The organism is Streptomyces iranensis, from assembly GCF_017874715.1.
Classification (GTDB): domain Bacteria; phylum Actinomycetota; class Actinomycetes; order Streptomycetales; family Streptomycetaceae; genus Streptomyces; species Streptomyces iranensis.
The window spans coordinates 289,101-308,344 of record NZ_JAGGLR010000002.1 but is presented as its reverse complement, the minus strand read 5'-3'; the positions used below and the strand labels follow the sequence as shown (position 1 = coordinate 308,344).

Here is a 19,244-nt window from a genome sequence, read left to right as displayed (position 1 = left end):
ACTGGTTAAATCAGCGGTGCCCGCCGCGGTGCCCGCCAGTCGGGTGGCCGGCGGGCACCGGGTGGGTGGGACGGGTCAGTGGGTCACCAGCCGACGGCCACCTCGAGCCACTGCGGGTCGTTGTGGGAGACGAAGGAGGACTGGCCCGCGAAGTCGTCGTACGGGAAGCCGTAGGCGAGCTTGTCGATGGCGTGGTCGTGCCAGAACTTGGCGTAGTAGTTCGCCGGTGGGTCCTTGTAGTACTGGCCCGGATCCGACCACTGGTCCTCGGGCAGTTGCGCCACGTGCCGGTTCAGCGCGGAACACTTCCCCGCCTCGTTGGCCAGCACACCGGCGCAGCCGAAGATGTCGGACGTGGGCGCGTCGATGCCGACCGTCTTCGCGTAACCGCTCATGTAGTCCGCGTACTTGCCGCCCTCCCGGAAGTCGGGCACGCTGCCCGGCGCGAGGATCCGGTACGGCTTCTCGACCTCGGTCAGCGATGCGAACTCGGCCGGCATGGCGTCGGCGAACTTCTTCCAGGTGGCGTCCCGGTCCTCCTGGAACGTCTCGTAGTCCTCGCCGACCTGTGTGTCGAAGCCGTCGTGGGCGTGCAGTCGCATCGCCAGCTTCAGCGCGAACGCGTCGACCCGGGTGGTGTTGCCGTTGAAGACGTCGTCCCCGACGGTGAACTCGATGAAGTCGGAGTACTTGCTGTCGGGCGAGCCGAGGTGGAAGTACATCCGGCCCGCGGAGTTCGCCGGCATGTCGAGCGTGGGCTGCTCGGCGATCGAGTGTGTTTCGTTGTTGAACGTCCAGAAGACCTGGTCGTCCGGGTACTTTCCGTTCGTCCGGTTGAGGATCTTGACGGTGAGGACGTTCTTCGCGGGCGGGATGGTGCTCGTGTCGCCCCAGAAGTCGTCCGGCGGCTGGCCTTCGGCGCGTGCGCTGTTGTGGCTGTCGTGGGTGTCGGTGTCGGCGGCGGCCGACGGCATGGCGCCGAGGGAGCAGAACGTGGCGAGTGCCAGCGTGGCCGCGGCGGCGAGGCGGGCGGGGCCTCGGCGCCGGAGCGGCGGCAGTGCGGTGGGGGGCATGGTTCTCTCCTGATGTGGGGGTAGGGCGAGGGCAGGTGGCCGCCCGCCGGGCAGCCACCATGTCCAGCCTTGACGAGCACCCGGGCGCCGACGCAACGCGGCGGGCCATGGGTGAGAGCGCTCTCACGAAGAGTTGTCGGGTTTCATGTCCTTGTCAAGGAGTTGGTCTTCAAGAAGTGAAGTGGCCCTTGACCGCGGGCGGGGGTGGTGGATGGTCAGCCGGCCAGATGCTTGCCGAAGAACGCGGTGAGTTCGGCCACGGCGGGGGTGACGTATTCGTCCCTGTCGTACAGGTCGATGTGGCTGGCGCCGTCGATGATGACCAGCTGCTTGGGCTCGGCCGCCTTCTCGATCGCTTCCCGGCTGAAGTAGGCGGTCTCCGCCTCCGAACCGGCGATCATCAGCAGAGGGCGGGGCGAGATGAGCCGGATCATGGCGTACGAGTCGTACTGGGCGATCAGGTCGATGCTGCGCAGCACCCATCCCTGGTTCGCGCGGGGGTGGTAGCCGCGCGGGGTGCGGTAGAACTCGTACGTCTCCCGGAACTGCCGGGTGGCGGTCTCCAGCAGCTCCTCCGCGTTCTCGGGAATCCACGCCTCCATTCGCGGGGCCGCGCCGTGTGCTTCCGCGGTGCGCAGTGCGCCGGCCTGGTCGAGCATGGCCTGGAGGACCGCCGGGTCCTGGGTGCGGCCCAGCCCCTCCCGGAACACCGACCCGAGGTCCCCGGCGCTGACCGTGGCGACACTCCTGATGCGGTGGTCGGTCTGCGCGGCGTAGGGAACGTAACCGCCGGACGCGCAGATGCCCAAGGCCCCGATGCGGTCCGGGTCGATATCGTCGCGGGTGGTCAGATAGGTCACGGCGGACTTGATGTCCTCGGCTCGCTGGAAGGGGTTCTCCAGACCTCGCGGCTCGCCCTCGCTCTCGCCCTGGTGGGCGGCGTCGAAGACGAGCGCGGTGAACCCGGCAGCGGCCAGCCGCTCGGCGTAGACGCTCGGACTCTGCTCCTTCACACCGCCTCCGGGGTGGGAGATGGCAACGGCCGGCAACCGGCCGTCGGTGGGGTCGTCGGTGGGGTCGCCGGTGTGGTCGTCGGGGGTGAAGAGAATCCCGGCGATGGCGAGATGGTTGCTGGGGAAGGTGACGTTGGCCTTCACGGTTCTGTGGCTCCTGGGTGGGTGCGGGTGAGTGGGACGGGCCGTCCGCCGGTCACGTCACCGACACTGGCACGCGGTGCGGAGGCCGGTAAGGGGCGTCCTGTGTCCCCGGACAACGCTGTCCTGGGACAGGTCAGGCCCCCTGTCACGGGCCTCGTTGTTTGTCAGACTTGTGGCTATGAGCAGCAGCGACGCGCACCACAGCGAACTGGGCGGCTTCCTCAAGGCCCGGCGCAGGGAGCTGAGCCCGGCCCAGGTCGGGCTGCCCGATCCGGCGGGCAGGCGCAGGGTCAAGGGGCTGCGCCGGGAGGAAGTGGCCTTGCTGGCGTCGATCAGCTCCGACTACTACACGCGCCTGGAGCAGGGCCGCCGCCAGGCTTCCGAACCGGTGCTGGACACCCTCGCGCGCGTTCTCCGGCTCGACGACGGCGAGCGTGCCTACATGTTCGAACTGTCCGGCCGGGACGCCGCCCGGCCCCGTCGGCGCACCACGCAGAAGGTCCACCCACAGCTGCGGCGGCTGCTGGACGACCTCGCCACCACGCCGGCCGTCGTCCTGGGCCGGCGCACGGACATCCTCGCCTGGAATCCCATGGCCGCCGCCCTGTTCACCGACTTCGCGCGGATCCCGGTGGAGAAACGCAACTTCGTACGGCTGGTCTTCTGCGAACCGGCCATCAGGGCGCTGTACCCGGACTGGGACTGGGTGGCGCAGACCAGCCTGGCGCAGCTGCGCATGGAGGCCGCCCGGGACCCGAAAGATCCACGACTGGCCAGACTGGTGGGCGAGCTGTCGCTTCAGGACCCCGACTTCCGGCGGTGGTGGGGCGCCCATCGCGTCGCCGTCCAGGGCACGGGCACGAAAGTCCTGCACCATCCGGTCGTCGGCGAGCTCACCCTCGACTGGTCCTTCCTCACCTGCACCGACGACCCCGATCAGCAGCTCATCACGCTGACCGCCGAGCCCGGCACACCCAGCCACGACCGGCTGCGCATCCTCGCTTCATGGGCCGCGCAATCGGCCGGCGACCCCGTGGCGGACCACTGACACACGGTTCTCAGCGGCCGCTGCGCAGCCCGTCGTAGAGGATCGTGGTGATGCGTACCGCGTCGTCCTCCCACCCCTTGGCGCGCATTCCGCAGATGCCGCCGAGAGCGCGCAGGAGGACGCGTCCGCTGACGCCGTCGCGGATGGCACCGGCGGCGACCCCCGCGGCGAGCAGCTCGTCGAGGGCGTGAGCCATCTCGGCGCGCGCGTCGTCGAAGACCGGAGAGTCCGTCGCCATGATGCTCTCCAGCGCCTCGGACATGCCCTTGCCCACTGCCGAGTGCTCGACGAGCAGCAGGAGGAAGCGGTGCACGGCCTCGTCCGGGGCGTATTGCGCGAGCAGCCGGGCGGGGGCGGCGCAGAGTTCGGCGACCTCTTGGCGGTACACCTCCTCGACGAGTGCTTCGCGCGTCTCGAAGTGGCGGTAGAGCGTACCGACCGCCACCCCGGCTCGCCGGGCGATCTCCTCCACGTGGGCGTCGGCGTCGCCGGTGAGGAATGCCTCACGCGCGGCGGTCAGGAGCGCTTCGCGGTTACGGCGGGCATCGGCGCGCAGCGGGCGTGATGACGGCAACGGTCCTCCGTGAGGTGAGCCCATAAGGTGAGTCCGGCTCCGTTTGTGTGTACAGTCTCCGGGGTCGGTTTCCGGAGTCCGGTTCATCTTACTGAAGACCTTTCTGAAGGAGCACACGCATGACGATCGTGGACGAGGGGCTCAGCGGCCTGCGGGTGCTGGTCACCGGTGGCAGCCGCGGACTGGGAGAGGCGACGGCCCGTCGCTTCGCCGCGGCCGGCGCGACCGTACTGACGGCCTCGCGCACCGCGCCCCCGGAGGACATGCCGGCGACCTTCTTCCCCGTGGACCTGCGGTCCGAGGAGGGGGTGGCGGACCTCGGCCGACGGGTGCTGGACAGCGTCGGAGGCATCGACGTCCTGGTCAACAACGCGGGAGCCGCGACCGCCCCGACGCCGACCCTGGAGCGGTCCGACGCGTCCTGGCTCGCCGACCTGGAGATGAACCTGCTCAGCGCCGTGCGGATCGACCGAGCCCTGGTTCCCGGGATGATCGAGCGCGGCTCCGGCGTCGTGGTGCACATCTCCTCGATCGCCAGTCGGCTCCCACAGCCTGCCGAGGCGTCGTACGCCGCGGCGAAGGCGGCGCTCAACGCGTACAGCCGGGAGCTGGCGACGGAGGTGGGACCACATGGTGTCCGCGTGGTGTGCGTGCTGCCCGGCTTCGTCGCCACGGAGGGAGCGGTCGGCCATCTCCAGCGGATGGCCGACGGTCAAGGGATCTCCATCGACGAGGTGAAGCAGCGGATCGTGGACCACTTGAAGGTGCCGATGGGTCGTCCCGGTGAACCCGAGGACGTGGCGGAGATGATCGCGTTCCTTGCCTCCGACCGCGGCAAGTGGCTCACCGGGGCCGAGTTCCGGGTCGACGGCGGCATCATCCCGGTGGTCTGAGCGGCGTCTGCACCCATACGGAACGCGGAGAAACAGCCGTCGGCCCGGCGAACTGCCGGTGGGCGCGGTCAGATCACGCGGAAGAGGTCGGCGGCGGCGTGGACGTCGGTGAGGTCCTCGATGGAGCGGAGGTTGTCGCACAGGGCCTCCAGGACCGAGCCGGTCCCGGCGGCGCGCGGGGCGCCGATGGCCACGCCGAAGACCCGGAAGCCCAATCGGTGTTTGGCGTCGTTCCAGCCGCGTGTCCACTCCTCGGTGACACCGCATTCGTCGTCGGTGATCATCACGATGTCGCCGCGTGCGCGGGCGGCGTCGTCGAACTCCTCCGCCAGCAGTCCGGCGGCAACTGTCAGCGGCGCCTGGTAGCTGGTGCCGCCGCCGAGGAAGGTCTCCGCGAAGTCGAGGACCGGGTCGATACCGGCGGGCTGCGGCCCGTCGGCGGGGAAGCGGAAGACCCGGAGCCGGTCGGCGGCTGAGAACAGGATGCCGACGAAGTCACGCCCCGCGTGGCGGGCCTGGTCCAGCAGGGCCAGGGCGCACGCCTTGGACCATGCCTCCCGGGTGACGCCGCCGGGCCCCGCCGCGTACATGGAGTGGGAGGTGTCCACGCACGCGATGATGGCGCCCTGGCCGGTGGTCTGCTCTCCCTGGGCGTCGTAGAGCATCAGCTCCCCGGCGGCGTAGCGCGCGGCGAACACCGCGCGCAGCTCGGGCAGGCCGAGGCCCGCCAGCTCTGAGGGGATCAGGCGGGAGAGGTCGTCGCCGAGGGTGACGCCGACCAGCTCCCCGGTGGCGTTCTCCATCTTGCGGGCGCGCTCACCGTCGGCCATCTGCCGGAAGCGGCCGATCAGTTCGGCCCACTGGGCGAGGCGGCCGGTGCGCAGCCGCTCGGCGAGCCGGGCGCGCTCGTCGAACGGCATCCGCTCCAGCCGGCCGGGGGCCACGCCCCATGCCCGCATCAGCGCGGCCTCCTCCCGTACGGCCGCGGCGGCGTTGCCCGCCGCGTTCCGCGCGGCGGCGTGGATGCCGGGGGCCGCCGCGGCGAGGGCCTGCGTGGCGTGCTGGGCGGCTCGCCGCGCAGCGGCCTCCGCGGCCTCGGCGGCGTCGATCGCCCGGCGTACGGCGTCGGCGGCCGGGGTCGGCACGGTGCCGTCCTCGTCGGCCTCGTCCGCGGCCCGCTGGAGCGCCTCGTTCACGGCGGCCGCCGCGCCGTCGGCGTCCTGCTGGGCCCGGCTCGCCCGCTCGGCCCGCTCCTGGGTCTCCCGGGAGCGCTCCAGCAACCCGCGCACCGCGGCGGCCTGGGCGAGCACGGCCATGGCGGCGGCGTACGGGGCACCGGCCGTCTCCCGGCGCAGCCCGGCGAACTCCGGTGACTCCACCAGTGCTGTGATGACCTGGTGGTTGACCAACCGGGAGGGGGCCATCTCGGCGCGCTCGCGCAACCGCGGCCCGACCTTGTAGGCGGCCAGGAACACGTCGGTCAGAAGGTCGGTGGCGTGGTCGTGGCGCTCGTTGAGCTCCTCGGCCACCTCGCGCAGTCCGGCCGACTGCTCGTAGGTGTCGCGCCAGGTGATCCGGTCGAACCGGTCCGCGACCACGGCCGTGGTGTGCCGTACGGGAGTGGCGGCGGACCGGCCCAGCCAGGTCCCGGCCCGGCTCGCCAGTTCGTCGAGCGCCGGCTCGTCGCGCTTGCTCACAGCTGGGCCTGCACCATGCTCGCGTCCACGCCGAGGGCCTCGGTGAGCACCCGGGCGCGGACGGCGCGCTGGCGGCCGGTGACCCGGTCGATGGCGGCGGTGGAGCGACCGGCGCGTGCCGCGTCCTCGCGCAGCTTCTCCAGCCGTTTCCCCGCCATGGCGAGCTTGTTGTGGGCCTGTTTGATGACCCACTCGCTCAGCGCCTCGCGGGACTGCCCGGCCATGGCGTCGAGCTGGGCCTCCAGCTCATCGAGGGCGTCGGCCAGGTCGAGCGCCTCCTTGGCGTCGGGGTTGACCAGGTTCAGCACCTCGCGCTCGACGGCCGGGCGTTCGGCGGGGGAGTCCCACAGCACATGCGTCAGCACCGACAGGTCGGTCTCGGCGACCGCCGGGCGGCCGTCGAGGTACGCGGACGCCTGGAGCAGGCCCACCGCCTGCCGCCAGCGGCGGTCGGAGGCGATGAGCTCCTTGCGGCGCAGGGCGGCCCGCAGCGTGCACACCGCGTCCACGATCCCGTCGGGGACGTCCACGGCCGGGACGGCCCCGGCCACGGCGTGCCGCAGCGCGGCCAGCTCGACCGTGGTCCGTGGCGGTGCCGCCGGGCGGCTGATGGCGGAACGGACCAGCGCGGCGAAGTTCGAGGGGTCTTCCAGGTAGCCGACCTCGAGTCGCACCAGCAGCCGGTCGTAGATCGCGGCCGTGTCCTCTCCGCCGGGCAGTTCATTGCTCGCCGTGATGGCCCCGATCAGCGGGCAGCGGATCGGCTCGCCGCCGTTCTCGGGGTGGTAGATCCGCTCGTTGAGGTAGCCCAGCGTCTCGTTGAGCGCCGCCGTGGAGCACTTGAAGATCTCGTCGATGAAGGCGATGTGCGCGGTCGTGGCGCGGCCGTCGTAGACCTGGCGGTACTCACCCCGGGCCAGCGCGGCCACGTCGATGGGGCCGAACATCCGCGTGGGCGCGGTGAACTTCGACAGCAGGATCTCCCAGTACGCCGCGCCATCGACCCTGCCCGTGAGCTCCCGGGCCAGCTCCGACTTCGCGGTCCCGGGCGGGCCGAGCACCAAGGAGTGCTGCCCGGCCAGCAGCGTCACCACCAGCGTTCGCACCACGTCGGCGCGCTCGTAGAAGCGGTCCGACAGCTCGTCGGTGATCGCCCGCAGCCTCTTGGCGGTGTCCTGCGCGTCCGGCGTGTCCTGCGCGTCCGGGGCGTTCTGCGCGTCCGGCGTGTTCTGTGCGTCCGGCGTGTCGAGTGCGTCCGGCGTGTCCTCTGCGTCCATGCCCGACATTCTGCTCGCGGAGACGCTCGCCTCGGTGCTGAAGCCGCGTCCCGACGGTGTGATCGTCCGGGCCTAGCACGCCGCCGCCGCTCACCGCCCCAGGATCCGGTCGACGTCGGCCATCTGCCCGGCCGTGAGCGGCCCCTTCGCGATCGCGCCCGCGTTCTCCTCGGCCTGGGCGACCGTACGGAAGCCGGGGATCGGGATCGTCCGCGGGCTGCGGGCCCAGATCCAGGCGAGGGCGCCCTGTGCGAGGGTACGGCCGTCGCTGGTGAGGATGGACCGCAGGGCGTCGACCCGCCGGAGCCAGACCGGGTCCGCGCCCGCGTTCGCGATGAACCCCGGCAGCCAGGCGGGCGGCGCGTTGCGGATGTCCCCGTCGTCCAGGGGGCGCCCGGCGGTGTGCTTGCCGGCGAGCAGCCCCATGGCGAGGGGGCTGCGGTTGATGCTGGCGAGGTCCGACTCCGCGCAGAGTGCGAGGAGTTCGGGCGCGTCCTGGAGGATGTTCAGACGGTGCTGGACGGCCGCGCAGTGCGGGCCCTCGGCGAAGACGGCTGCCCGGTCGGGGTCATCGGTGCTCCACGCGTATGCGCGGATGAGCCCCTCGCGCACCAACTCTTCGCAGGCGTCGCGGAGTTGGGCGGCCCGTTCGGGGTCCGCGTCGGAGATGTGGAGCTGGTACAGGTCGACATGGTCCGTGTTGAGGCGTCGCAGCGAGGCGGTCAGGGCGCGGCGTACATGTTCCGGCGAGTCGTCCTGGCCCTCGCGGATCCGGGTCCGCTCGTCGAAGACATTGCCCCATTTCGTGGCGACGACGACATCGCCGCGGTGCTTGCCGAGGGCGCGGCCGAGCACGCGTTCGCTGTGGCCGGTGCCGTACGCGTCGGCGGTGTCGAACAAGGTGACGCCGAGGTCGAGTGCGCGCCGGATCGCGCGCACGGACTCGTCATCGTCGACCTCGCCCCAGCCCAGGGGCTGCCCGTCGGTGGACTGCCACTCACCGCCGATGGCCCAGCAGCCGAAGCCGAGGGGGCTCACTTCGATGCCGCTGCGGCCCAGCGTTCTGTTGTGCGCCATGGTCTCCATGCCGGTGAACGGTAGGAGTTGAAGCGCGCACGAAGGCAACCTCCGGTCATGGGCGCCACCGGCGCCCATGACCGGAGCGATGGCTCAACGGCCGTAGTAGCTCTCGAAGTTCTTCGAGAACTCGCCGCCGTTGAAGCCGTCCCAGTTGATCGACCAGGCCATCAGCCCGCGGAGGGCGGGCCAGCTGCCGTGGGGCTCATAGCCGCCGCAGTCGCTCTTCTTCGTCAGGCAGTTGAGGGCCTTGGTCACATCACCGGGCGTGGTGTGGCCGTTGCCCGCGTTGGGGCTCGCGGGCAGGCCGATCGCCACCTGGGACGGGTCCAGAGCGGGGAAGACGTTGTTGGTGTCGCCCGCGACGGGGAAGCCGGTGAGCAGCATGTCGGTCATCGCGATGTGGAAGTCGGCGCTGCCCATGTTGTGGAACTGGTTGTCGAGCCCCATGATCGGTCCGGAGTTGTAGTCCTGGACGTGCAGCAGGGTGAGATCGTCCCGCAGTGCGTGGATGACCGGCAGATACGCCCCGGAGCGTGGGTCCTGGCCGCCGGAGGCGCCCGAGCCGTAGAACTGGTAGCCCAGCTGTACGAAGAAGGTTTCCGGAGCCATGGTGAGGACGAAGTCGGATCCGTGCTTCGCCTTGAGCGACTTCACGGCCGCGATGAGATTGACGATCGCGGGGGTCTTCGGGTTCTTGAAGTCGGTGTCGCCGTCGTCCAGCGACAGCGAGTGGCCCTCGAAGTCGATGTCGAGGCCGTCCAGTCCGTACTTGTCGATGATCGCCCCGACCGACTCGACGAACTTGTCGCGGGCGGCGGTGGTGGTGAGCTGCACCTGGCCGTTCTGCCCGCCGATGGATATCAGCACCTTCTTGCCCGCGGCCTGCTTGGCCTTGATGGCGGCCTTGAACTCGTCCTCCGACTCGACGTTCGGGCATTCGCTCTGGGGACAGAGGCTGAAGCGGATGTCGCCGGAGGTGGTGGAGGTGGGTTCGCCGAAGGCCAGGTCGATGATGTCCCAGCTGTCGGGGACATCGGCCATCCGGGTGTATCCGGAGCCGTTGGCGAAGCTCGAGTGCAGATAGCCCACGAGCGCGTGGTCGGGGAGTGCCGCCTTCGTGGTGGCGGAGGTGGTACCCGCGTCGGAGGTGGTACCCGCGTCGGCGGTCGTCGTCGAGACCGTGGCGAGCAGCCCGGCCGCGGCGACGGAGGCGCACACGCCGGTCAGGACCCTCTTGCTCAAGGGGAAACGGAGGCTCATGGGGGCCGCTCCTTGGTGTGGGGGGAAGGCGGAGCTGAAGTGAGGGGGGGGAGGGACGGACAGGAGGCATGGGGGAGGTCGCGCGCCCACGAGACAACAGGACTAGACCAGTAGTGTCAATGGTCCGGACCAAATCGGGCGGCGGATCTTCACGTTCAGTGTTGCGTCGCCGAGGCGTTTGCTCCACGGCTGGTCGGCCGTATGCGTTATGAGCGGGTGGTGGCCGCGGCCGGATGCGACGCGCGTGGGATCGGCGGCCGGCCGAACACCTCGGTGAGCGCGTCGAGTTACGCGTCGATCGCGGCAAGAGCCCTTGAGGATGGCCCTCGACCACGAAGCGTGGTCGAGGGCCATCCTGGTCGCCATCCGTCAGGCGGGGGTTTCGGCGGTGGCGGTCAGGACGGCGCGGCCGAGGATGTGGCCGCTCATGGTGAAGCCGAGGACGGCCGGGGTGGCGTCGGCCGGGACGCCGATGGACTCGACGTCGAGGGCGTGCACCACGACGAAGTAGCGGTGCGGGCCGTGCCCGGCCGGCGGGGCGGCGCCGATGTAGCGCGCCGCGCGGGCGTCGTTGGGCAGCTGGAAGGCGCCCTCGGGCAGGCCCGAGCCGGTGTCGTCGCCGGCGCCCTCGGGCAGCTCGGTCACGGTGGCGGGGATGCCGGCCACCGCCCAGTGCCAGAACCCGGACCCGGTGGGGGCGTCGGGGTCGTAGACGGTGACGGCGTAGCTCTTGGTGTTTTCCGGGGCGCCGCTCCAGGTCAGCTGTGGGGAAACGTCCTTCCCGCCGGGGACGCCGGATATGCCGGAGAGCTGCTCGGAGGACCAGGCGGCGCCGTCGGTGACGGTGGTGCTGGTGACGGTGAAGGAGGCCGCCTCGGGGAGGCGGGCGAAGGGGTCGTTGGCGCTCATGGCGTCGTTCCTTTCGGGCCGGGCTGGGGGTGGCGAAGAGAGAGGCGACCTGGCGGAGGGCGCACGGCACCGCGCGGCGGCGCCGCCGTCGCCTTCTTCGGAGCCGATGAATCGACCATAGCACCGATAATCGATTATCTTCTGGATCGTCTATGCTGAAGGGCATGACTCAGACGGCCCCCACCTCGACCTCGTCGGGGAAGCAGATGCTCTCCGAGCAGGTCTACGCGCACTTGCGGCACGCGATCATGCGCGGGGACCACGCCCCCGGTGACGCCCTCAAACCGCAGGACCTCGCCAAGGAGCAGGGTGTGAGCCTGGCCGTCGTGCGCGAGGCGCTCGTACGGGTGGTCGGCGAGGGCCTCGCCGACCGGCTGCCCAACCGCGGATTCGCCGTCCCGGCCTTCTCCGACCGCCGCTGGCAGGAGATCGCGGAGGCCCGCCGGACCGTCGAACCGGTCGTGCTGCGCATGTCCATCGAGCGCGGCGACGTGGACTGGGAGGCCCGCGTACGGGCCGCCCACCACCGTCTGGCGCGCACCCCGCCATATCTGCCGGAGGAGGGCGAGTACTACAGCGACGCCTGGTCCGAGGCCCATCGGAGCTTCCACCGCACTCTGCTGGAGGGCTGCGGCAACCCCGTCCTTCTGGAGACCTTCGACCGGATGTGGACCGCGAGCGAACTGGCCCGCCGCTGGTCGGCACACCGTAACCCGGACCGGGACGGCATCGAGGAGCACCGCCGCCTGGAGGAGGCGGCGCTGGCCCGCGACGCCGACACCGCGGCCGGGGTACTTGCCCAGCACCTCACCCGGACCGCGGCCGCCCTGACCGGCGCCACGCCCGACGACCCCGCGAGGGAAGGCTGATACGCCGCCCCGGCCGGACGGGCGCCGCGCGGTGTGAGCCTCAGACCGTGGACAGGTCGATGGCCCGGTCGACGTCGTCGGGGCGCAGAACCCGCAGAATGCCTTCGAGCAGGTAGTAGTCGGCGTAGGGGAGTGAGATCTCGATGCCGTCCTCGCTCGGGCGGTTCCGGGTGCAGCGTGCCACGACCGCCTCGGCCCGGGTCGACTTCGTGGTCAGGCAGGTCTGCGACAGCGCGGTGAGCAGCCGCAGCGCCGCCTCGCGGTAACGCGGTTCGCCGGTGGCCCTGGACAGGTCGAGCAGGCCGCAGGCCATGACCGCGCCCGCGGAGGCGTCCTTGATGTCGTGGGGTGCTTGTGGCGCGAGGTAGTCCCACCCGGGGACGTCATCCGGGGTGAGCGCGCTCAGGGCGAAGTCGGCGAGTTTCCGCGCGGTGGTGAGGAATTCCGGGTGTCCGGTGCGGCGGTGGATGGTGGTGAATCCGTAGATTCCCCATGCCTGCCCGCGTGACCAGCAGGAGGCCGGGCTGTAGCCCTGCACGGTGGCCGGGCCGAGGGGAGCGCCGGAGGACGGGTCGAAGTCGTAGACGTGCGGGGTGGATCCGTCCGGGCGCGGGAAGTGCCGCTGGGTGGTTCTGGCGTGCTCCACGGCGATGTCGAGGTACTTGCCGTCCCCGCTCTGGCTGCTCGCGAACGCCAGCAGATCGAGGTTCATCATCGTGTCCATGATGACCCGGCCCGCGTTCGCCTGCTCGTCCAGCGCTCCCCAGGCCCGGATGAAACGGCCGCGCGGGTTGTACCGCCGGATGAGGGAAGAGGCCGCCCGCAGTGCGCCCGCCCGCCAGGTGTCCTGACCGGTGAGCCGCCAGGCGGTGACCCACGAGGGATAGAAGAGGAATCCGAGGTCGTGGGTGCCGGTGTCGTTCTGGCGGGGGGCGAGCTTCTCCGCGGAGGCGAGGGCCAGCGTGCGGAACCGTTCCTCGCCGCTGTACAGCCACGCCATCCACAGCGTCCCCGGCCAGAACCCGCCGACCCAGTCGCCGTTCTGGGAGTACGTCCACTTCTCGAACTTCGTACCGACCGGAAAGCCGCTCACCCCCGGTGCGACCGCGCGCAGCTTCGCCACCGCGTAGTCCGCCGTCTCGCCGAAGGTGCGGAGCGTGGCGGCGTGGCCGGGGACCTCCTCCGCCGCCTGGGCCGGGGGAGCGATCGAAGTGGCCGCCACCGCGGTACCGGCCGCGGTGGTCAGCAGGGCTCTCCGGGAAACGCTCATCAGTGTCCGCCCTTCACGAGGGTGAATCCGACAACGACATGACGACATGCGGTCCGTGCGCTCAGCCGCCGGTGGGGCGCGGGCGACGTACCCGCGCCCCACCGGCAACCGGTGAAGCTGGTGGAGCGTGTTACGGGCTCAGGGGTACTCGGTCACGTTCGCCACGTTGCTGTTGGCGTCCGAGGGACCTCCCGTGCCATTGATGACATGGTTGATGGTGCCGGTGCCGCCGAGCGAGACGGTGACCATGTCGTGGAACTTCACGTCCGGGCTCTGCGGAACCTCGAAGGCGTGCTCGGCGGTGACGGACTTGTTGGTGTTGAAGAAGCAGTAGCTGCCCAGGCCCCACGCCTCATGGCGCTTGACCGAGTCGGCCACCTTGTAGGCGGCGTACCCCTTGGTGGAGCCGTTCATCCAGGCGTCCTGGTGGGGCGGGTCGTAGGGCATCTCGTTCTGGTAGAAGTACGTGCGGCCGCCCTCGCCGTTCCAGGTCGTCTGGTGCTTCTGGTAGTGCTCGACGAACAGGCCGTACATGGTCACGTCGTCGCCGTTGACGACGAGCCCGTTGTCGGCCGTGTTGGAGTCCCAGCCGACGCCGTCGCCGTGGTCGGCGCGCCAGATCCATGTGTGGTCGCCGATCACGTTCGAGCTGTTGACCACCAGGCTGGTGGACGCCTTGCCCACGCCCGCGCCGCCGACCCGGAAGAACACATCGTGCAGCGAGGTGGGGTTGTCGGCGTGGTTCGCGGACGAGTCCTCGGGACCGACCTCCATCAGTGTTTCGGAGTTCTCGGTACCCGCGTCGATGAGCAGGCCCGCGAGCTTGACGCCGTCCACGTCGGCCACGTTCATCGCCGAGACCCCGTTGTCGGGAATCAGCGTGGCCAGTCCCAGGCCCAGTACGACGGTGTCGGGCTTGGTCACCTTCAGCGGCGCGTCGAGGTGGTAGACGCCCGGGGTGATGAGCAGGTGCTTGCCCGCGTCGAGCGCCGCGTTCATCTCCTCGGCCGTGGCATCCGGCTTGGCGATGAAGAAGTCGCTCAGCGGGAGCGATTCGCCCTTCGGTGTCCCCGAGGACCAGGACGTGCCCGTCGAGTCCTTGCGCACCTCCGGTACGAACACCTTGTACGCGCCGTCGTCGTCGACGTACAGGAACGGCTTCTCACGGGTGATGGGCGACTTGTCGACCCGGGTGTACGGCGGGTTGGGGAAGTCCCCGGCCGGGGCGTTCCGCGCGCCGACGAACACCATGTTCCAGTTGGAGCCGGTCCAGCTGCCCCATTCGGTGTTGCGGGAGAGCCACTGCTGCTGCGATCCGGACTTCACCTGCCCGTCGACCTTGGTGTCGGCCAGCAGACCGCCGCTGGACCAGCCGCCGTCGTCCAGCTGCAGATCGCCCTTCAGATGCATACGGCGGTACGGGGCGGCCTGCGAGACGGCCCAGCGGTCCGCGCCACCGTCCGGGTTGACGGCGAGGTTCTCGGCGTCGCGCCAGAAGTTCTGCGTCGCGTTGCCGTCGAACCAGTCGGCCTCGGCGTGCACCTGGCCGTTGATGGTGGTGTCGTCGGGCGACAGGCCGAGGCCCGCCACCTGGGTGTAGAAGCCGACGTTGGCCTTGACGTCGTACGAGCCGGGCTTGAACAGCAGGGCGTGCCGGGCCTGGCCGAACTGGTTCTTCTCCTGCTCGCCGAAGACCGAGTCGAGCTTGCCCTGGATCTCCTGCGCGGACATCGACGGGTCGAAGATCTGCACATTCGGACCCAGGTCCGGCTCGGCGTCCGCGCCGTGCGCCGCCGGTACGGTCAGCGCCGCGGCGACGGCGCCGGCCAGCACGGCGAACCCGGCGGTGGCGCGGGCGATGCGGCGGCGTCGGCGGTGCCCGCGCTGGATGGTGTCCGTCCCGGCGGTGTCCGGCATGGTGGTGCCGGTCGCCCCGGTGATGTCGGTCGCCCCGGTGGTGTCGTTCGTCATGGTGATGTGCCCCCTCAGCCCTTGTACCGGGCGAATATCCCGGTGAACTGCCAGGGCTCCTGGGCGACTCCGGAGCAGGTGTCGTCGTTCGGGTAGTCGCCGGGGCAGGGGCGGTCGCGGTTGACGGACCAGAAGGAGAGCCGCGACAGGTGGTGCTCGGAGGCGTAGCCCAGGATCGACTCGAAGTCGTCCGTGGTGACGGTCTCCTTGACGTCGGTGATGCCGTTCATCGAGGACAGGCCGCTGTGCCGGTAGGCGTCCTCGTCGCTGTAGCCGTAGGCGCCCTTGACGGCGTTCTTCAGGCCGTCGGTGGCCTGCTTGGTCAGCTCGGCCATGTTCTGGCCCTCGCCGCCGAAGTCGAACGGCATGATGGTCCAGCTGTCGGCCTCGAAGTCGGATTCGGCGGCCCGGCGGATCATGCCGTCGTCGGGGCCGTTCTGATCGCTGGGGAAGGTGACGTAGGTGAGCAGCCCCGGGTTGTCGGCCTTCACCTGCTTCAGGGCGTCGATCGTCTTCTGCTGGACGGCCGGGTCGTTGTAGGCGTCGCCCTCGATGTCGATGTCGATGGCCTTGAGACCGTAGGCGTCGATGACCTTCTGGTAGGCCCCGGCGAGGGCCTTCGCGTCGGCACAGGACTGCTCCAGCTTGTTGCCGCTCGCGCCGCCGAAGGACGGCACCACATCGCCGCCCTTGGCCCGTATGGCCTTCACGGTCTGCTCGTCGGCCCCGCCGGCCAGCGGGCGGCCGCCGTCCCACCGCGGGTCGCAGTTGCCCGCGTCGAGGACGAAGGCGAGGGTGAACCAGCCGACGCCGGTGGCGTCCATCACCTCGCCAGGGTCCGGGGGATTGCCCCATCCGTTGTAGAGGTAGGGGGCCACGGCGGCGGGCGCGGCGGATGCCGAGTCGCGGTCCTGGCCGGTGTTGTCGGCCCAGGCGGCCGCGGTCGTGCTCGCGGCGGTGGCCGCGAGGGCCGCGGCCACCGCCAGGACGGTCCGCCGGCGGCGGCGCTGCACGCGGTCCCGGCCGGAGAGGTCTTCGCTGTGATTCATGTGGGGGGATGCCTTCCTGACACGCGGACGGGCCCCGGCAGTGGGCATGTCCGTCGGACAGGCGCCGCCGCAGCCCGCGACATGCGGTGTCCGGCCGGAAGGTCACGGCCGGACTCTCGGGCCCATATATTTCGGGAGTTGAACGTGTCTCGTCAATAGGTCCGCACCAATGAATGACATGCCTTCAAAGGGCGAACTCGCCGACCGTGTCGCCGACGTCCGCGGCGGCGAACAGCCCTCCGCGCGGTGACTTGTTGGCATATCTGGTCCATACCAAACCCTTGACAGGCTTTTCCTTCACTTCTTAACTCACGTAATGAACTAAGTACCGCTGAGCTCGCCTACGCACCCGGTCGGCGCCGTAACCACTTGGTTCGCATGCGCCTCATGCCTCTCCGCACCTGTCATCACCCGTTTCTGGAAGGGAGAGTCATGGACTCCCCGCGCTTACCCAGGCGACTGCTGCTGTCCCTCGTCTCGTTCCTCGCCCTCGCGTCGCTGTCCACCGGACTGGCACAGGGCACCTCGGCTTCCGCGGCGAGCCCCGCCGCGAAGTCCACCGCGAGACCCGGCACGGCGGCCGCCGTCACGTTCTCCGACGAGTTCGACGGGCCCGCCGGCTCCGCCGTCAACGGCGGCAAGTGGCAGATCGAGACGGGGGACAACGTCAACAACCACGAGCGGCAGTACTACACGGCGGGTAACAGCAACGCCGCCCTCGACGGCCAGGGCCACCTGGTCATCACTGCCCGCCGCGAGAACCCGGGCAACTACCAGTGCTGGTACGGACGGTGTGAGTACACCTCCGCCCGACTGAACACCTCCGGCAAGTTCACCACCACCTACGGCCGGGTCGAGGCTCGGATGAAGATCCCGCGCGGGCAGGGCATGTGGCCCGCGTTCTGGATGCTGGGCAACGACATCGGAGACGTCGGCTGGCCCGACTCCGGTGAGATCGACATCATGGAGAACGTGGGCTTCGAGCCCTCCACGGTCCACGGCACCCTCCACGGCCCTGGCTACTTCGGCTCCGGCGGCATCGGCGCCGGGTACTCCCTGCCCGGTGGCCAGGCGTTCGCCGACGCGTACCACACCTTCGCCATCGACTGGAGCCCGAACGCGATCAGCTGGTCCGTCGACGGCACCGTGTACCAGCGGCGTACCCCCGCCGACCTCGGTGGCCGGCAGTGGGTGTTCAACAAGCCCTTCTTCGTGATCCTCAACCTCGCGGTCGGCGGCTACTGGCCCGGAGACCCCGACGGCAGCACCTCCTTCCCCCAGCAGCTCCTTGTCGACTACGTCCGGGTCAGCACCGACGGCGGACAGCCGGGTGGCGGTGCCATCACCGGTGTCGGTGGCAAGTGTGTGGACGTGGCGGGTGCCAACAACGCCAACGGCACACCGGTGCAGCTCTACGACTGCAATGGCACCGGCGCGCAGCAGTGGACGGTTGGCTCCGATGGCACGATCCGTGCGTTGGGGAAGTGTCTGGATGTGGCGTCGGGTGGTACGGCCGATGGCACCGCGGTTCAGTTGTGGGATTGCAATGGGAGTGCGGCGCAGCAGTGGGCGGTTCCGGCGGCGCGTGACATCGTGAATCCGCAGGCCAATAAGTGTCTGGATGCCGCCGGTGGGAGTTCGGCGAACGGTACGCGGCTGCAGATATGGACCTGCACCGGCGCCGCCAACCAGAAGTGGACGGTGACCAGATGAACGGCGGACTCCTGCGCGGGCCCGGGATACGCGGTGTGCTCGGCGCCGCGGCCGCCGCTGCCCTCCTCACCGGGCTGACCAGCCTTCCCGCGAGTGGCGCCGTGGCGGCCACCGGGCAGATCACCGGTGTCGGTGGCAAGTGTGTGGACGTGGCGGGTGCCAACAACGCCAATGGCACGGCCGTGCAGCTCTACGACTGCAACGGAACTGCCGCGCAGCAGTGGACGGTTGGCTCCGATGGCACGATCCGTGCGTTGGGGAAGTGTCTGGATGTGGCGTCGGGTGGTACGGCCGATGGCTCCCTCGTCCAGTTGTGGGATTGCAATGGGAGCGCGGCGCAGCAGTGGGCGGTTCCGGCGGCGCGTGACATCGTGAACCCACAGGCCGACAAGTGCCTGGATGCCACGGGCGGGAGTTCGGCCAATGGTACGCGGCTGCAGATATGGACTTGCACCGGCGCCGCCAACCAGAAGTGGACCGCGCCGAGCGGCGACACCACACCGCCAGGACCGGGTGCCATGGCCGTGGCCCCGTACCTCTACAACGGCTGGGGCAGCCCGCCGAGCCCCACCACCGTGATGAACGCGACCGGCGTCAAATGGTTCACCCTCGCCTTCGTGCTCAGCAACGGCTACTGCAACCCGCAGTGGGACGGTGGCCGTCCGCTCACCGGAGGGGTCGACCAGCAGACCATCAACACCGTGCGATCGGCCGGTGGCGATGTCATCCCGTCCTTCGGCGGCTGGAGCGGCAACAAGCTGGAGAGCTCCTGCGGCAGCGCGGGCGAGCTGGCCGCCGCGTACCAGAAGGTCATCAACGCCTACGGGCTCAAGGCGATCGACATCGACATCGAGGCCGCCGCGTACGACAGCCCGACCGTCCAGCAGCGCACGGTCGACGCGCTGAAGACGGTCAAGGCCAACAACCCCGGCATCAAGGTGTACATGACCTTCGGCACCGGCCAGAACGGCCCCGACAACAGCCTGATCAGCAAGGCCGCCGCCGCCGGGCTGACCGTGGACAGCTGGACCATCATGCCGTTCAACTTCGGGGGAGCGGGCCAGAACATGGGCCAGCTCACCATCCGCGCCGCCGAGGGGCTCAAGAACGCGGTCAAGAGCGCCTACGGGTACTCCGACGACCAGGCGTACCGGCACTCCGGCATCTCGTCGATGAACGGCATCACCGACAACGGCGAGACGGTGACCGTGGCCGACTTCCGTACCATCCTCGGCTACGCCCAGCAGAAGCACCTCGCGCGGCTGACCTTCTGGTCGGTCAACCGTGACCGGCCCTGCACCGGTGGCGGAGCCGACACCTGCTCGGGCGTCTCCCAGCAGCCATGGGACTTCACACGCGTCTTCGCCCAGTACGGCGGCTGACCCACGACCCGACGCATTCATT

At 70.0% G+C, this 19,244-nt stretch carries 14 protein-coding genes and 2 pseudogenes; 5 read left to right on the top strand and 11 right to left on the bottom strand.

Features of this window, described 5'->3' with window-relative positions:
• Positions 1 to 83: 83 nt before the first annotated feature.
• Positions 84 to 1,073 carry a glycoside hydrolase family 64 protein gene (locus tag J2Z30_RS05000; protein ID WP_044578680.1) on the bottom strand — a complete coding sequence of 330 codons (990 nt, stop codon included), beginning with the start codon at positions 1,071 to 1,073 and terminating at the stop codon, positions 84 to 86.
• 215 nt (positions 1,074 to 1,288) lie between these two features.
• A complete protein-coding gene (locus tag J2Z30_RS04995) occupies positions 1,289 to 2,230 on the bottom strand; it encodes an alpha/beta hydrolase (protein ID WP_044578682.1) in 942 nt (313 codons plus the stop codon).
• Between the two features lie 178 nt (positions 2,231 to 2,408).
• On the opposite strand from J2Z30_RS04995, the gene J2Z30_RS04990 reads away from it, so the two are divergent.
• Positions 2,409 to 3,278, top strand: coding sequence for a helix-turn-helix domain-containing protein (locus J2Z30_RS04990; protein ID WP_044578685.1), 870 nt, complete (start codon positions 2,409 to 2,411; stop codon positions 3,276 to 3,278).
• 10 nt (positions 3,279 to 3,288) lie between these two features.
• Here the strand turns inward: J2Z30_RS04990 and J2Z30_RS04985 are convergent, their stop codons facing one another.
• Positions 3,289 to 3,852, bottom strand: a complete 564-nt coding sequence (locus J2Z30_RS04985; protein ID WP_044578688.1) for a TetR/AcrR family transcriptional regulator — start codon at positions 3,850 to 3,852, stop codon at positions 3,289 to 3,291.
• Between the two features lie 119 nt (positions 3,853 to 3,971).
• Between J2Z30_RS04985 and J2Z30_RS04980 the strand changes: the two genes are divergently transcribed.
• Positions 3,972 to 4,745 carry an oxidoreductase gene (locus tag J2Z30_RS04980; protein ID WP_044578692.1) on the top strand — a complete coding sequence of 258 codons (774 nt, stop codon included), beginning with the start codon at positions 3,972 to 3,974 and terminating at the stop codon, positions 4,743 to 4,745.
• 68 nt (positions 4,746 to 4,813) lie between these two features.
• Here the strand turns inward: J2Z30_RS04980 and J2Z30_RS04975 are convergent, their stop codons facing one another.
• The 5 genes and pseudogenes from J2Z30_RS04975 to J2Z30_RS04955 all read right to left on the bottom strand — a co-directional run bounded on the left by J2Z30_RS04975 (position 4,814) and on the right by J2Z30_RS04955 (position 10,968).
• Positions 4,814 to 6,442, bottom strand: coding sequence for a vWA domain-containing protein (locus J2Z30_RS04975; RefSeq protein ID WP_044578694.1), 1,629 nt, complete (start codon positions 6,440 to 6,442; stop codon positions 4,814 to 4,816).
• Entirely contained in the window at positions 6,439 to 7,719 is a 1,281-nt protein-coding gene (locus J2Z30_RS04970; protein WP_245387590.1) for an AAA family ATPase, read from the bottom strand. The genes J2Z30_RS04975 and J2Z30_RS04970 overlap by 4 nt, the downstream gene beginning before the upstream one ends.
• 90 nt (positions 7,720 to 7,809) lie before the next feature.
• Positions 7,810 to 8,805, bottom strand: coding sequence for an aldo/keto reductase (locus J2Z30_RS04965; protein WP_044578697.1), 996 nt, complete (start codon positions 8,803 to 8,805; stop codon positions 7,810 to 7,812).
• Positions 8,806 to 8,889: 84 nt separating this feature from the next.
• Positions 8,890 to 9,912 (bottom strand): annotated as a pseudogene (locus tag J2Z30_RS04960) (chitinase); the annotation flags it as partial.
• A gap of 516 nt (positions 9,913 to 10,428) precedes the next feature.
• Positions 10,429 to 10,968 carry a YbhB/YbcL family Raf kinase inhibitor-like protein gene (locus J2Z30_RS04955; protein WP_044578699.1) on the bottom strand — a complete coding sequence of 180 codons (540 nt, stop codon included), beginning with the start codon at positions 10,966 to 10,968 and terminating at the stop codon, positions 10,429 to 10,431.
• Between the two features lie 164 nt (positions 10,969 to 11,132).
• On the opposite strand from J2Z30_RS04955, the gene J2Z30_RS04950 reads away from it, so the two are divergent.
• Positions 11,133 to 11,837, top strand: a complete 705-nt coding sequence (locus J2Z30_RS04950; RefSeq protein ID WP_044582264.1) for a GntR family transcriptional regulator — start codon at positions 11,133 to 11,135, stop codon at positions 11,835 to 11,837.
• A gap of 40 nt (positions 11,838 to 11,877) precedes the next feature.
• Here J2Z30_RS04950 and J2Z30_RS04945 read toward each other — a convergent pair whose 3' ends face one another.
• The 3 genes and pseudogenes from J2Z30_RS04945 to J2Z30_RS04935 all read right to left on the bottom strand — a co-directional run.
• Positions 11,878 to 13,107 (bottom strand): glycoside hydrolase family 88 protein, encoded by a 1,230-nt coding sequence (locus J2Z30_RS04945; protein ID WP_044578702.1) that lies wholly within the window; start codon positions 13,105 to 13,107, stop codon positions 11,878 to 11,880.
• Between the two features lie 138 nt (positions 13,108 to 13,245).
• Positions 13,246 to 15,078, bottom strand: a complete 1,833-nt coding sequence (locus J2Z30_RS04940; protein ID WP_245387589.1) for a pectate lyase-like domain-containing protein — start codon at positions 15,076 to 15,078, stop codon at positions 13,246 to 13,248.
• Positions 15,079 to 15,092: 14 nt separating this feature from the next.
• Positions 15,093 to 15,968: pseudogene (locus J2Z30_RS04935) on the bottom strand (chitinase); the annotation flags it as partial.
• Positions 15,969 to 16,559: 591 nt separating this feature from the next.
• Here J2Z30_RS04935 and J2Z30_RS04930 point away from each other — a divergent pair.
• Positions 16,560 to 17,840: a glycoside hydrolase family 16 protein gene (locus J2Z30_RS04930; RefSeq protein ID WP_044578706.1), complete on the top strand. Its 1,281-nt coding sequence runs from the start codon at positions 16,560 to 16,562 to the stop codon at positions 17,838 to 17,840.
• Complete coding sequence (locus tag J2Z30_RS04925; protein ID WP_044578710.1) at positions 17,837 to 19,222, top strand: chitinase; 1,386 nt, start codon at positions 17,837 to 17,839, stop codon at positions 19,220 to 19,222. Before J2Z30_RS04930 ends, J2Z30_RS04925 begins: the two co-directional genes overlap by 4 nt.
• Positions 19,223 to 19,244 lie beyond the last annotated feature (22 nt).